Below are 13,001 nucleotides of genomic sequence, written 5' to 3'. Positions count from 1 at the left end.
CTAGATTTCCGAGCTCATTGTAAGTTTTTAAGGTCATGACTTCGAGCACGAAGATTCTAGGCTTCGCCTAGCCGAAATTCATCCCCTCCCTATAGAGGAAGAGGACTTCTTTCGGATTGCCGTTAAATAATACAATACACATTATGTTTCATAGAGTCACGTTATCGATTTCTCCGTCATTAGGTGTCCAATCTCACCCTATATGAGCTACGGCAAACGAAAAAAACCACGCCCAATTGGCGTGTTAATATATGCATATGATAGAGCGTAAAGGGATCAAATACTTATTCCTCAAAATAAAGTCGTAATCGGTGAAGGTCGACGATAAATTTACCTGGTATTAAGATATCCAGTCCGATCAGACCATTGATTCCTGAATACTCCCCAATACGTCCAAAATCAATTCGAATATCTTGGGCTTTATAAGAATGAAACTCAACTTGATCAATTCTTCTTCTAACTGAGGCTTCTCTTCCACCAATACCAGTCATGAAGCGAATTTGATCCTCAGGTTCATATGTATTGAATAATTCTTCGACTGCATCGATGGAAATAATGGATTCTGCTGCCCCTGTATCGATTACAATATGAGGAACCAGAATAGTTTTTCCATTATGTTTGATAAAGACACTGGAAAATAATAGTCCATCTACATAATCAAGATTCATGGTTTGGCGCTCTCCTGATCATTGGCTTATCACGAACTTCCACGACAATTTTCTCATTGCCTGTATGATAAACAAACCGTTCATTCTTAGCAGCAAAAAGCTCCTTAAATGCTGCTTGAGGATCAGGAATTGGTTTAATAACAGCAACTTCATCAACATGAAGTTTATTGCCCTCGTAATGGGATCTCAACTCTTCAATTAAAACATATTGATCAGGGAACAGACTCCTTACTTCAGACCACAGCATGTTCATCCCTCCTTCATTCTCTTACTTATTGTACCACCATTTATGGGTATATCCCTAGCAAAACAGACTTATTCTTTTATTCTCTACCACTCCGATTATCACTTTCACCCACGCCGAAACCCACCATAGTCTCTGCCATTATTATGCGTACCTAGAATGTATACCTGCTAGTACAAGTGATATAATTAATAAGATTCAAGATGCCATTCAGTCCACGAAAAGGAAGGAGAAACATCCATGAATACAAAACAATTCGATCGAATCCACACGGGAAAGGGCTTTATAGCAGCCTTAGACCAAAGCGGCGGAAGCACTCCTAAGGCTCTGCTGCAGTATGGCATTAAGGAAAACAGTTATTCCAATGAAGAAGAGATGTATCAATTGGTGCACGAGATGAGAACGCGTATTATTAAGAGTTTCGCGTTTGATTCCCAGTACATTCTCGGTGCGATCTTATTTGAGAACACGATGGAGCGCTCCATTGACGGGCAATTTACGGCCGATTATCTTTGGGAGAAGAAAGGCGTCGTGCCTTTTCTAAAAGTCGATAAAGGGCTCGCCGACCTTGAAAACGGGGTTCAGCTTATGAAGCCCATTTCCGGTTTAAACGACCTGTTGAAGCGTGCGGTTGAACGAAACATCTTCGGGACGAAAATGCGCTCGGTTATTAAAGAAGCCAATCCTGCCGGAATCAAAAAAGTCGTTGAGCAACAGTTTGCCATCGGTAACCAAATCGTGGAGATGGGGCTCGTTCCGATTATCGAACCGGAAGTCGATATCCACAGCGCGGATAAGGAAACATCGGAAAAACTATTGAAAAAAGAAATTTTCGATCAATTATCCACCCTTGGCAAGGACGTAAAAGTCATGCTTAAACTCTCCATCCCGACGGAAAACAATTTTTACGCCGATTTAATGGAGGATCCGCGTGTTATACGGGTTGTGGCTTTGTCAGGCGGGTACACTCAAGCGGAAGCAAATGAAAAGCTGGCACATAATCATGGATTGATCGCCAGTTTCTCGCGTGCCTTATCACAAGGATTAACCGCCGGGCAAACAGACGATGAATTCAACGCGATGCTGTCCAAATCCATACAAGACATTTATGAAGCCTCCATCAAATAAAATCCAACAAATGATAAACGACTCCGAACTTTTTATAAGCTCGGAGTCGTTGCTTGTTGGCCGGCGAAGATGTTCATCGTGAAACCTCTCTAGATGTAGGGGGGAGTCTAGCATGATCGAACTTCATGCATTACTCATGTTCTTCCCGGATTTTGTACATGCCTTGAAGGATGAGGTCGGCAGGATCCCGATTTAGAAGAAAATGCGTATACAAGAGGTGAAGAGGAACAGCGCACACGTTATTGCCGTCCCGTATCGCCGGAAACCCGGCTTCGAAAACCGGGCCATGTTCTTGATTCCAATCAAGGCCCGCATGAACTTGCTCCGGGGCGAATTCTTCGCGAATTGCCGCTATGCATTGCGGAACCAGCACCTTGTCGATTAACGCTTTTGCCTCGTCTTCGCTAGCAGGTCGTTCAGGAAGATCTTTTCCCCCTTCACTCTTCATCAACTCGATGAAAAAAGAAGCCATCCATTGTGCCGGATCGCTGTCCGACTGGAACTTCGCGATCAACTCGCGAAGGAAAAAACCGCATACATATCCGTTATTCGAATCATCCTTCACTAGGTAAACAAAAACCGGGCCGTAAATTTCCTGATTCAACACTTGTCCTTCAACATTCTCAAAATGCGATTTCAGAGCAATGAGGCCGTTATGGTGCACAGCCTTGATCAGTTCGGCAAATTTCTCATCGGAATCGGTTACTTGATTGCTGTTGACTTCTGCGTTTGTTGTCTCGTTGTTGTTCATCGTATGCTTCACCCGTTACCCATCATATCATTCGGCCGTTTGGACAGTCTAGCCCGCCGCAAATAAGTTTAATGATGGAGCTATTCCTCGGATGGCGAATGCCGAGCTCCCTGCTAAACTATCACCCCGATTAACGCCAACCTGAAGTTCGTTCCCATACATTCCGGCCGGTCTCCATGAATAACCTCAAGCTCGATGGAATGGTCTCCAGCAATTAGATCGTCGACAATGTTGTATATCCGATACCATCCATCATCCCCGCACCAGGAAGGACGGTCTCTTTCCGTTGTCGCCCAAGTTCCGTGATCGATGCGATAACGAAATTCCGCCGATGTTTTGCCGAAGTCAAAGCCGAGAGAGAGTCCCCTTCCGCGAAAAGTAAAAGCTAGCTTTGCTCCTACGGCGGCGGTCTCCAATACTTGGTCGATCCATTCCAGGTGAGGCCAGCGGCGAATGACCCACGGTCCGTCAAGTTTGACTTTCTCGAAGGGATACGCATATGCCTGTGCCCAATGACCGTTATGCAGAGGCTCATTTAACTTATGGGTCTCAATCTGCCCCTGAATAGAACTGCCCTCCCGCAGTTCCTTATCTAGAAAAGCAATAACACTCTGCGCATAGCTCAGGCTTCCGCGCTCCGTAGGATGAAGTCCGTCAGGAAGCCATTCTTCCCACCGCATTAAACCTTTTCTCACTTCCTCGATCGCGTATAACCCCATCCAGATCGATCCCAACCGATAATGTTCGGCAAGCTGCTCAAATTCGGCAATCGAAGCAGGTACTTGATCCTGCATCATCTCCCGGTAGAAGGCTTGGCTGAACGTATATACGAGAACCGTATCGCACTGGTCATTCTGCAGAAGTTTACGCAGAAGACCCTCACGGGTGCGCATTCTCTTATCCGACGGCTCTTCCCCGTCATTCACCGCATAATCGATAAAGACGAGATGGCAACCACGGTCGATCAGATCCCGTTCCGCGCGAAACACCGCAAGCTCGCTGCCCGTCGCTCCGATCGCGGCATTTTCAACTTTAAAACGTACTTGGGGATAATGCTGAACGAACCAGGCTATAACCGGCTCCGGCCAGTTATGTCGGGATCTCGCATCCGTAATCGATCCTCCGATAAACCCGATTGTGAGTGCTCCTGCCCGCAGTGCATTTGCCGTTTTCTCAAGCGGTTTTCTATGATTCCAAACCTTCAATTTCGACACTGCCGATATCCTCCCTTAATTTACCTTAGCCTCGGCGCACAATTCAAGCCTGCTCCTGCCGCCCGTTCCAGCAACTAACGGCTGACATTCCCCGCCATGAGTATCCCGGTTTCGTCTTATAGGGCACAAGCCGCGTTTCCCCTGGCATTAAATCGAAGTAATTGTCTTCGACGAGCAACTCGTCTTCGATGGTCACGACTCGAGCATACACGTCCGTGATGATTTCCAGCACGCCTGAGCGCGCGTCTTTCGGATGGCATATGACCTGAAGCGAAGCCGGATGCAATTGAAGATCCTTAGGCATTACCTCGAAGTAAACGGTCCGATCCTCATCCATTCCTTCCTGCAGCCCGACCCTCTCATTCGGGTACCAACTTGCCTGCACTACGACGTCCCTCGCTTCCCTGCTCAATCCTAACTCCGCTTTGTTCCACACGGCCGCTAGAAAGGCAGCATTCGCCGGCAATTCCGCTTCTATCCGGCCGATGTAAAGCTCAGTTCCATCCGTTCGAGCCGATCGTAGTTCAATGGACCCTTGACTCCTAACGCGAGTATCATTCACCAACCAGATACCGATCTCCTGCTTCCGGTCCTCCACCGAGATCATCAATGGCCGGAACGCCTTCTTCGCTCCGAAGTATCCGGCCTTAGGAAACCCGTAATAATCGATCATCGACCAGCCGCTTGCCGGCCAGCAATCGTTATACATCCAGAACAGGAGCCCACTGGTCGCATATTTCCGCCGCCGGTAATGCTCGCCTTGCAACCTTTCAAGTTCATACTGGGCATATTCCATCGTGCGCACCCGCATGAGCGGGTCTTCGCTTGTGCCAAACAGCTGCCTTGCGGTCTTCTCCAGCATTCGGTAATGCGTTAGATCCTCCACGCCGTTGTACGGATTGTCCTTCGTCCGAAACTCCCAAATCCGGCCTGTTTTATCCTCCACATCCTCCCATGTCATCATCTTAAGCAACGAGGACAGCGGCGGCGATCCCGGGATCGCGCTCTCGCTCAAGAACCGCCCCTTTCCCTGAATGATCCGCTCCCTATAGTCGGTCATATCGCTCTGAATAAATGTCGTAACTAATGATCAGAATCGGAATAATGGCGAGCAGAAAGGAAAACACCAATTTCGTAAAAATATTAAACCTGCTGATCCCCATGCGAAAATACGGCATCCCCTCACTCCTCCCGACCTTCGCGGTATACAGAACGATATTTCCCTGGTGAAGTGCCTATCGTTTTTTTGAACAGGTTCTGGAAATAAGTTTCGCTGCTGTAGCCGACCTTCTCGGCAATTTCCGTCATCGACAAACGGGTCGTAACCAAATATTGCTTGGCCACTTCCATTCGATAGCGAATCAAATACTGGATCGGACTTAACCCCGTCTCCAGCTTGAACACATGAATGAAATGATAGGCATTCGTATGCGTAAGGTTAGCCAGCATAGTCAGATTCACGTCCGTATAATAGTTTTCTTCCATGAACCTTTTAGCCATATGAACGGACTCTTTGGCCGGACGTTTACGAACCTCATCTTCCCCCGTGTAATACAACAAACGAACCAATTTGCCCAGCAATACGCCAAACAATTGATTAGCGACGGCAGCCGATTCAGGCAATGAGCTTAGCCATTCCGTTATCATTTCGCTGAATAATTGTTTAATTGGTACAAAATACTCATTCAACTCGATCATTGCCGACCGCTCGGTCCCCACCAAGTAGTCTGATGGCAATCCCTTCAACTGCAAGCCCTTATAGCCGACGTAAATAGCCAGAAATTTATCGCCGGACGACAGCTCTTCATGCCAAATCCCGCGATTGTAGCACATCAGACTTCCCGCTTTCGCATGATACAGGTTGCCATCCACCCGGAAATCCCCTTCGCCTTCAACGATCAGGAGCAGTTCCGAGCTTCCATCATGCTGATGCAGAGGAAAATAAAAGCGTTCTCCCGGCGCGACTCTACATACCGCTCCACCCAGAATTTCAGGCATCCGGACAAACATCGATTGATTCATGCTCATAAGCCTCACTCCCAATATTCAATAGCCAATTTAAGCAACTATACGCATTGAACTCCATTTTATTGATGGTGTAGATTAATTACAACAGGTAATGCAAAGCGCTTACCTAAATAATTAATATATTTTGCTTAGAGAGGAACAGAACCCATGGCCATTTCCTTCAAGAAAAGACGGCTTAGCGAAGCTCCTTATGAGGCTTGCTCGGCGTTCGACGTCAACAATGACGGCATTCTGGATATCGTCAGCGGGGCTTACTGGTATGAGGGTCCCGACTTCGTCAAGCAGCACAAAATTTGCGATATCGCTTCGTATGCGCATTATCAGGACGACTTCTCGGATTTTCCTATGGATGTGGACGGGGACGGCCGCATGGACATCATTACGGGTTCATGGTGGAGCGAAGCGCTCTGTTGGCGTAAAAACCCGGGCGACAGCAGCTCGGAATGGGAAACGTTCGTTATCGAACCTACCTCGAACATAGAAACGATCCGTTACCTCGACATTGACGGCTGCGGCGTTCCCGAGATTTTCCCGAATACGCCTGGGGCACCCCAAGCATTTTACAAGCTGATTTGCGATGAGCATGGCAAAGGAACGGGGCAATTCCGCAAAATGGTCATCTCGGACGGGGGCAGCGGGCATGGGCTTGGTTTTGCGGATATTACGGGCAACGGGAAAATGGACATCGTGCTTACCGATGGCTGGCTCGAACATCCGGAAGATCCATTCTCCGGATTGTGGACGTTCCATCCTGAATTTTCTCTGGGTTCAGCAAGCGTGCCGATTCTCGGACATGACGTGAGCGGAAACGGCCTTTGCGACCTGATCGTCGGTCAGGCGCACGATTACGGCTTGCACTGGTATGAACAGATACGTAATGAGGATGGCTCCCGCAGTTGGATACGCCATGAAATCGATATGACCGCTTCTCAATATCACGATCTTATGCTGGTCGATCTCGATCTCGATGGCGAACTCGAACTCGTGACGGGCAAGCGATACCTCGCCCACGACAACGATCCCGGGTTCGACGATCCGCTCGGGCTATATTACTTCAAGATCAAGAACGGCCAATTCGAGAAGCATGTCATCGATTACGGCCCTGCGGGAGAAGCGTCCGGCAACGGAATTTACATGTGGATTCAGGATTTAACGGGTAACGGCTACCCGGACATTGTCGCGCCTGGCACGGAAGGCTTGTACTTATTCGAGAATTTGGGACCCGAGGAGTGAGGACGATGGAAAAATTAAAAATCGGTTTTGTAGGCGTTGGAGGCATGGGGCAGATGGCGCATCTGTCCAACTACGCGGTACTGAGCGAGCAATGCGAGGTTGTCGCCCTGGCGGAAGTTCGTCCGCAGATGGCGCAATTGGTAGCGGATCGATACGGGATTCCGCAAGTTTTCTCCAGCCACCAGGATTTGTTGAACGGAGTGAAGGTGGATGCCATTGTGGCTCCTCAACAATACCGTTCCCACCACGCCATTATTCCGGATATTATCCGGGCAGGCATCCCGGTTTTCACCGAGAAGCCGATGTCGCTAACGGTCGAGACCGGCGAACAGCTCGTACAGCTTGCGGAAGAGCATCGGGCTTTGCACATGGTCGGTTACCACAAAAGATCGGATCCCGCAATGGAACACGCGCGCAAGCGGATAGAAGAGTGGAAATCGAGCGGGGAATACGGCAAGCTGCAATACATTCGGGTAACGATGCCGCCGGGCGATTGGATCGGAGGCGCGGACGCTCCGCTCACTTCCGACGAGCCTTACCCGTTTATCCCGATGGAGCCGGGACCGGCGTATTTCTCCGATGAACAAACCAATCAGTTGGACAGCTTCGTCAATTACTATATCCATCAGGTGAATGCGATTCGTTTCCTGCTGCAGGAGCCTTATCGGGTAACGTTTGCCGATCGCGGAGGATTTCTGCTGACGGGCGAGAGCGAGAGCGGCGTTACCGTCGTACTTGAGATGGCGCCCTATCAGACGACAATCGAGTGGAACGAGAGCCTTCAAGTCTGCTTTGAAAAAGGATATGTGCGCGTAGATCTGCCGCCGCCGCTCGCTCGCCAGCAAGCCGGTAAAGTGACGATCATGAAGGATAACGGCAAGGAGCCCCCTTCCTACGAGCATCCCATCATGCCGAATCGTTCCGCCATGCGCCAACAGGCGATGAATTTCATCGCTGCCGTACAAGGCGTTCGTCCGGCGCCGTGCGAATCCAAGGAAGCATTGGAAGATCTTAAGCTAGCCCGGGATTATATCCGGATGATGCAGCAATATCAATAAAATCGCAAAGGATGTGAGCACTCATGAGAAGAGTAGCGATTATCGGAGCGGGCAGCATCGTATTCTGCAAAACGCTTATGCTCGACATCATGGCGACGCCGGAGCTGGAGGATACCGAATTCGTCCTGATGGCGCCTTCCACTGGCAAAACCTCGCAGGTCAAAGCGTTCGCCGACAAAGTCATCGCCAAAAACGGCCTGAAGTCCAAAGTTTCGGTGACGACCGATCGCAGGGAAGCGCTCGCCGGAGCGAGCTACGTCATCACCTCGTTCCAGGTCGGCGGCGTGTCGGCCTTCGAGCTGGACTACAAAATTCCGATGAAGTACGGCGTCGATCAATGTATTGGCGACACGCTAGGTCCCGGCGGAGTATTCAGGGCACTCCGCAGCATTCCCGTCATTCTCGATGTTGCCCGCGACATGGAAGAGCTGTGCCCGAACGCAACGCTGCTTAACTACGTGAACCCGATGGCGATGATTTGTTGGGCGTTAGGCGAGACGAATATTCAATATGTCGGTCTCTGTCACGGCGTACAGACGACGCTTGATTTGATCTCCGGATACGTAGGCATTCCGAAGAACGAGATCGACTATGTCTCCGCCGGCATCAACCATATGGGCTGGTTCACGAAGCTATCCCATCAGGGACGCGATCTGTATCCGTTGCTTCGCGAGAAGTTCGAGCAGCCGGAATTTTACGTTAACGAGAAGGTGCGCGGCGAGGTATTCCGTCATTTCGGCTACTTCATGACCGAATCGACGGGTCACCTGTCGGAGTACGTTCCTTGGTTCCGCAAAAACCAAAAGGCGCTTGATCTCTATTGCGACGAGCCTTCATTCGGCGGCGAATCCGGAGCCTACTATACGTGGTGCACTTATGTGGCCGACAAGTACAAGGAAAAAGATATTCTCGAGGACGAATCTTACGATCTTCCTCCGCGAAGCGTAGAGTATTGCGCCTATATTATCGAGGCGTTGGAAACCGGAAAAACCTTCAAGTTCAGCGGCAACCTTCGCAACAACGGCATGATCTCCAATCTTCCGGCGGAGTGCTGCGCCGAAGGTGCTGTATTCGCCGATCGGACCGGCCTTCACCGTACGGTCATAGGCGACATTCCGCCGCAGTGCGCGGCGTTGAACATGACCAACATCAATGTACAGCGGCTTGCCGTGCTTGCCGCCAAATCGGGAGATCCCGAGACGGTCGTGCAAGCCATCGCGCTTGATCCGCTTACCTCCTCGGTGCTGACGCTCAAGGAAATCCGCGATATGGTAACCGAAATGCTTGATGCAGAGCGTCAATGGTTGCCGCAATTCGGCGACCGTCGTCCGCGTCCGACGCCGGACATTGCCATTCCGGCCGATATCCAGCGCGCTGAAGTGCCGATCGATCCCGCTCTCGCCGTCTTCTCCCGCTTCGGGGAGTTGGCGCAATAACACTGCAACTATAAACGACTACCCGGGATTATCTCCAACCGGGTAGTCGTTTTTGGTTTTGTCGGCAACTTACAAATCGTCTTCGTCGGTAAATTTGGAAGTTTTCCTCGGCATCCACCAACCGCACCACAACAAACCAACGGCGATTAACGGCAACCAAAGATCGAGGCGGAAAGGTCCCGTTACGATCCCGACTAGCCCAACCAAAGCGGCAGCAGCCATGCCTGCCGTCCGGGCTATAGCCGCTGCAGCAATGAGACGCCCTTCCGGTGCAATAGGCAGCGTAGCTGCCGTTTCGACGAAACGCACCCTTCTTAACTCGCTCAATTGCAAGCCGCCTATCAGAATCGATATCCCATAAATAACGGCATCCGCCACAACGTTCCCCGACACGATGACGACAACGCAGGATAATAAAACCCAACGCCAGAAAGCGCCGAACGTCTCTCCTCGGAGGAACACTTTAGCGTACAGAAAGTGCCAAGACCATTTGTGCTGCCAGAGCAAAGAATCTGCGATCCACGCGATCCAAACCCGCCGCGCGGGCTTGGAGGTTTCCGTCGGCACATCTACGAACCAGCCAAGGAACGATAGCCATCGGCGCCTGCTCGCTTCTTCTTCGCCGATCAGCTTCTCCCATGGTAAAGCATGCCGAGCGGGAATTCGCCACAGCAACCAAACAACGGCCATGCACATAACGGTTAAAGGAATCGCCATAATTAACGGTTTCAACAATAAAGCCGCAATACTAACAACGGTTGCCAGCCATCGCGCGATTCGAAGCCCAACACGCCACAACCTTGACGCCGGCTTTCGTTCACTCCAACCTGCGTATACATTACACCCGGCAATAATGGCGAATAACGCAGCCATGATTACAATCGAATGAGAGTGTGCCACATCCAAAGTAACGGGTGCTCTCAAATAGATTGGCGAGAAAATCAAAAATACCGCCAGCGTACGCAATACCCCGGTCCAAATCGCCTCTCGCAAGGCCGGCTTAACATAGGCTTGAAGTACTTGGCTTTCCATCGCCAGCAAAAAGACAGAATCCGCAGGAAGCATATAAGTGCGTAACGGAGCCCGGAGAGCCGCCAAGGAGATTACGACGACACCTACCGTATCCGCAGGCCAATTCACAGGCACGGCTTTAATTAAATCGATATACCAAACCAAAGCCGAGAAGAAGATCGCCGAGATGAACAAACCGAACCCGCTTTGGAACACATAACGAAAATGCGGAAAAATCTCTTTACGAAAAGAAGCGGCGCGACTTTGGCGAAGAGCGCGCAAAAAGCCGAGTTGCTCCTCTTGCCCTTCGTCACGCACGCAAAGTACCTCCTTCGGCAGCCGCTACGAGCTCCTCGAAAGCATCATCCAATGTTGAATCCGGTTCCGTACAGCCCGCTTGAAGCTTAACGGCTTGAGGCGAGCCTTCCGCGATAATACGTCCCCTATGCAGAACGACAAGCCGATTTGCCCTGCGCTCCAGAGCCGGCAAAATATGCGAGCTTAGCAGAATAGCGCTTCCCCCGGCGCGCACTTCTTCCAACGAGGTCAGAAGGCCGCGGATAGCAAGCGGATCCAATCCGAGAAAAGGCTCGTCGATGATGAGCAGCGGCGGGGATACGAGCAGCGCATTCATAAGCATAACTTTCTGCTTCATCCCTTTGGAAAGGGTGTCCGGCAACGCATTCATCGCTTCGGACATGCGGAACGTCTGAGCAAGCTCGTCCATCCGGGCGATTGCGGAACCCTTATTCAAATCATAAGCCATCGCCGTCCATTCCAAATGCTCTTTCACCGTCAAGTTAGGGAACAAGGAAGGCTGCTCCGGCACATAGGCGGACGAAGAACGATAGCGATCCCGATTTTCCTCTAGCGTAACGCCTGCAATCCGCACTTCTCCGCTCTGCGGAACCATCAGGCCCAATATATGTTTGATGGCCGTACTTTTGCCCGCACCGTTCAATCCGATCAAACCAACCATCTCTCCGGGGTTAACCGTAATAGATACCTCGTGCAACACCGGCCTCCGCAGGCTGTATCCGCCTGTCAGCTTCTTCATCTCCAGCGCTGGAACTATACTCTCCCCTTGCCGTAAAGCCACTTTGACTCCCCCTCGATACTCCCGTTCGTTATGACCTATTATACCGAGTGAAAGTGCTGTGCACAAAATTAAGCGAGGTGATCAAAGCGTTTGCCATTTGCTGCAACATAAGTAAAAACGACTTCGTCGTCCTGATAGACAGAGAATGTCATTTTTATCGAGCGATCAGATGGGTATAAGGCAATGAAAACTTATACTTGATCGTACAATATATACGGTTTCACCGTCCTTTGGCAACGTAACACGTTTGGATCTTGGATTCCAGTAATTGACATGCTTTGCGGTTGGCCATTATACTTTCATTATAAAATTCCAAAACAAGGCATGCGCAGCACGCAGCCGCTCTTTCGTTCAGCGTTAGCTGAATCGCAAGGCGGCTTTATTCGTTTCCGGAGGATGATGCGAATGGATTTCAATACCGCTTACGAAGCCTTTCTTGAAAAGCACCGCAAAGCGCGTAAGGGAGAACGCCTAAGAAGACTTATCGAAGGTCACGGCTTCTTGGAAAAACTGATTCTGGAAAATGTCTGGTGGCCGGCTATCGGACACTTCGACCATTTGCATCCGGAATACGAGGTATCCGATTTTCGCGACGGTACCCGTTTTCTCGATTACGCCTTTCTTCCTGGTGTCGTGCGCTTGAATATCGAAGGAGACGGATTGGAAACTCATGCGCGAAAAATCAGTCTGGCCGGCTTCGACGACGACCGGATCAGACAAAACCATCTGATCCTAGACGGATGGAAAGTTTTACGGTTCACACACAATAGGGTCAAAGAACGCCCGCGATTGTGCCAGCAAATGCTTTTTGCAGTTCATGGGAACGATTTATGGCAAGCAGAGTGCAGGCGGATTTTCAGGCATTCGACTCTCGCCCGAAGAAAGGGAAATCCTGCGGCTAGCTTTCCGTTTACGTCTAGTAAAGCCTATGCGTCCGAAAGATGTCGCAGAGCTGCTGCAAGTTGAAGGACAGAAAGCGAGAAAATGGCTTCACGGTTTAATCGATAAGGAATATCTTCTGCCAGCGGGAAAAGGGACCCATCGAATAAACGCTTTCTTGCTGTCTCCTAAGGCCAAATGGGACGATCTGGCTCCATAAGAGCAAGGCGGCGACTACCATTATGATGCTTA

The 13,001-nt window shown here is 50.2% G+C and carries 14 protein-coding genes; 5 read left to right on the top strand and 9 right to left on the bottom strand.

Features of this window, described 5'->3' with window-relative positions:
- Window positions 1-284: 284 nt before the first annotated feature.
- On the bottom strand, window positions 285-668 hold the full coding sequence (locus K7P76_RS19665; protein WP_232187004.1) for a retropepsin-like aspartic protease: 384 nt from the start codon (window positions 666-668) through the stop codon (window positions 285-287).
- Window positions 658-915, bottom strand: coding sequence for a hypothetical protein (locus K7P76_RS19660; RefSeq protein ID WP_232187003.1), 258 nt, complete (start codon window positions 913-915; stop codon window positions 658-660). Before K7P76_RS19660 ends, K7P76_RS19665 begins: the two co-directional genes overlap by 11 nt.
- Before the next feature lie 237 nt (window positions 916-1,152).
- Here K7P76_RS19660 and K7P76_RS19655 point away from each other — a divergent pair, with 237 nt between their 5' ends.
- Window positions 1,153-2,040, top strand: a complete 888-nt coding sequence (locus K7P76_RS19655) for a fructose bisphosphate aldolase (protein ID WP_232187002.1) — start codon at window positions 1,153-1,155, stop codon at window positions 2,038-2,040.
- 130 nt (window positions 2,041-2,170) lie between these two features.
- Here the strand turns inward: K7P76_RS19655 and K7P76_RS19650 are convergent, their stop codons facing one another.
- The 5 genes from K7P76_RS19650 to K7P76_RS19635 form a co-directional block, all read right to left on the bottom strand.
- Window positions 2,171-2,791: a hypothetical protein gene (locus K7P76_RS19650; protein ID WP_232187001.1), complete on the bottom strand. Its 621-nt coding sequence runs from the start codon at window positions 2,789-2,791 to the stop codon at window positions 2,171-2,173.
- Window positions 2,792-2,904: 113 nt separating this feature from the next.
- The gene (locus K7P76_RS19645) at window positions 2,905-4,005 is read right to left on the bottom strand and encodes an SGNH/GDSL hydrolase family protein (protein ID WP_232187000.1); all 1,101 of its coding nucleotides are present in this window, start codon (window positions 4,003-4,005) and stop codon (window positions 2,905-2,907) included.
- 43 nt (window positions 4,006-4,048) lie between these two features.
- Window positions 4,049-5,020: a glycoside hydrolase family 2 protein gene (locus K7P76_RS19640; protein WP_232186999.1), complete on the bottom strand. Its 972-nt coding sequence runs from the start codon at window positions 5,018-5,020 to the stop codon at window positions 4,049-4,051.
- 31 nt (window positions 5,021-5,051) lie between these two features.
- On the bottom strand, window positions 5,052-5,183 hold the full coding sequence (locus tag K7P76_RS33190) for a hypothetical protein (protein ID WP_255678636.1): 132 nt from the start codon (window positions 5,181-5,183) through the stop codon (window positions 5,052-5,054).
- Between the two features lie 4 nt (window positions 5,184-5,187).
- Window positions 5,188-6,033, bottom strand: coding sequence for an AraC family transcriptional regulator (locus K7P76_RS19635; protein WP_232186998.1), 846 nt, complete (start codon window positions 6,031-6,033; stop codon window positions 5,188-5,190).
- Between the two features lie 147 nt (window positions 6,034-6,180).
- Between K7P76_RS19635 and K7P76_RS19630 the strand changes: the two genes are divergently transcribed.
- The 3 genes from K7P76_RS19630 to melA are packed head-to-tail and all read left to right on the top strand — an operon-like array spanning window position 6,181 to window position 9,760.
- A complete protein-coding gene (locus K7P76_RS19630) occupies window positions 6,181-7,266 on the top strand; it encodes an FG-GAP repeat domain-containing protein (RefSeq protein ID WP_232186997.1) in 1,086 nt (361 codons plus the stop codon).
- 5 nt (window positions 7,267-7,271) lie between these two features.
- Window positions 7,272-8,324, top strand: coding sequence for a Gfo/Idh/MocA family protein (locus tag K7P76_RS19625; RefSeq protein WP_232186996.1), 1,053 nt, complete (start codon window positions 7,272-7,274; stop codon window positions 8,322-8,324).
- 23 nt (window positions 8,325-8,347) lie between these two features.
- Window positions 8,348-9,760: an alpha-galactosidase gene (gene melA / locus K7P76_RS19620; RefSeq protein WP_232186995.1), complete on the top strand. Its 1,413-nt coding sequence runs from the start codon at window positions 8,348-8,350 to the stop codon at window positions 9,758-9,760.
- Window positions 9,761-9,829: 69 nt separating this feature from the next.
- On the opposite strand, the gene K7P76_RS19615 is transcribed toward melA, so the two are convergent.
- A complete protein-coding gene (locus tag K7P76_RS19615) occupies window positions 9,830-11,089 on the bottom strand; it encodes an ABC transporter permease (RefSeq protein ID WP_232186994.1) in 1,260 nt (419 codons plus the stop codon).
- Window positions 11,082-11,828 (bottom strand): ABC transporter ATP-binding protein, encoded by a 747-nt coding sequence (locus K7P76_RS19610; RefSeq protein WP_232187017.1) that lies wholly within the window; start codon window positions 11,826-11,828, stop codon window positions 11,082-11,084. Before K7P76_RS19610 ends, K7P76_RS19615 begins: the two co-directional genes overlap by 8 nt.
- A gap of 447 nt (window positions 11,829-12,275) precedes the next feature.
- Between K7P76_RS19610 and K7P76_RS19605 the strand changes: the two genes are divergently transcribed.
- Window positions 12,276-12,836 (top strand): putative endonuclease domain-containing protein, encoded by a 561-nt coding sequence (locus K7P76_RS19605; RefSeq protein WP_232186993.1) that lies wholly within the window; start codon window positions 12,276-12,278, stop codon window positions 12,834-12,836.
- The last annotated feature ends 165 nt before the right edge of the window (window positions 12,837-13,001 follow it).

Source organism: Cohnella silvisoli (genome assembly GCF_021190915.1).
Lineage (GTDB): Bacteria > Bacillota > Bacilli > Paenibacillales > Paenibacillaceae > Cohnella > Cohnella silvisoli.
The sequence above is the reverse complement of the archived record's forward strand: the minus strand, read 5'-3'. Positions and strand labels throughout refer to the sequence as shown.

Bases quoted from the DNA above. Each gene is read 5' to 3' on its own strand.
- K7P76_RS19665 (WP_232187004.1), bottom strand. From the start codon at position 668: ATGAATCTTGATTATGTAGATGGACTATTATTTTCCAGTGTCTTTATC.
- K7P76_RS19660 (WP_232187003.1), bottom strand. From the start codon at position 915: ATGCTGTGGTCTGAAGTAAGGAGTCTGTTCCCTGATCAATATGTTTTA.
- K7P76_RS19655 (WP_232187002.1), top strand. From the start codon at position 1,153: ATGAATACAAAACAATTCGATCGAATCCACACGGGAAAGGGCTTTATA.
- K7P76_RS19650 (WP_232187001.1), bottom strand. From the start codon at position 2,791: ATGAACAACAACGAGACAACAAACGCAGAAGTCAACAGCAATCAAGTA.
- K7P76_RS33190 (WP_255678636.1), bottom strand. From the start codon at position 5,183: ATGCCGTATTTTCGCATGGGGATCAGCAGGTTTAATATTTTTACGAAA.
- K7P76_RS19635 (WP_232186998.1), bottom strand. From the start codon at position 6,033: ATGAGCATGAATCAATCGATGTTTGTCCGGATGCCTGAAATTCTGGGT.
- K7P76_RS19630 (WP_232186997.1), top strand. From the start codon at position 6,181: ATGGCCATTTCCTTCAAGAAAAGACGGCTTAGCGAAGCTCCTTATGAG.
- K7P76_RS19625 (WP_232186996.1), top strand. From the start codon at position 7,272: ATGGAAAAATTAAAAATCGGTTTTGTAGGCGTTGGAGGCATGGGGCAG.
- melA (WP_232186995.1), top strand. From the start codon at position 8,348: ATGAGAAGAGTAGCGATTATCGGAGCGGGCAGCATCGTATTCTGCAAA.
- K7P76_RS19610 (WP_232187017.1), bottom strand. From the start codon at position 11,828: ATGAAGAAGCTGACAGGCGGATACAGCCTGCGGAGGCCGGTGTTGCAC.
- K7P76_RS19605 (WP_232186993.1), top strand. From the start codon at position 12,276: ATGGATTTCAATACCGCTTACGAAGCCTTTCTTGAAAAGCACCGCAAA.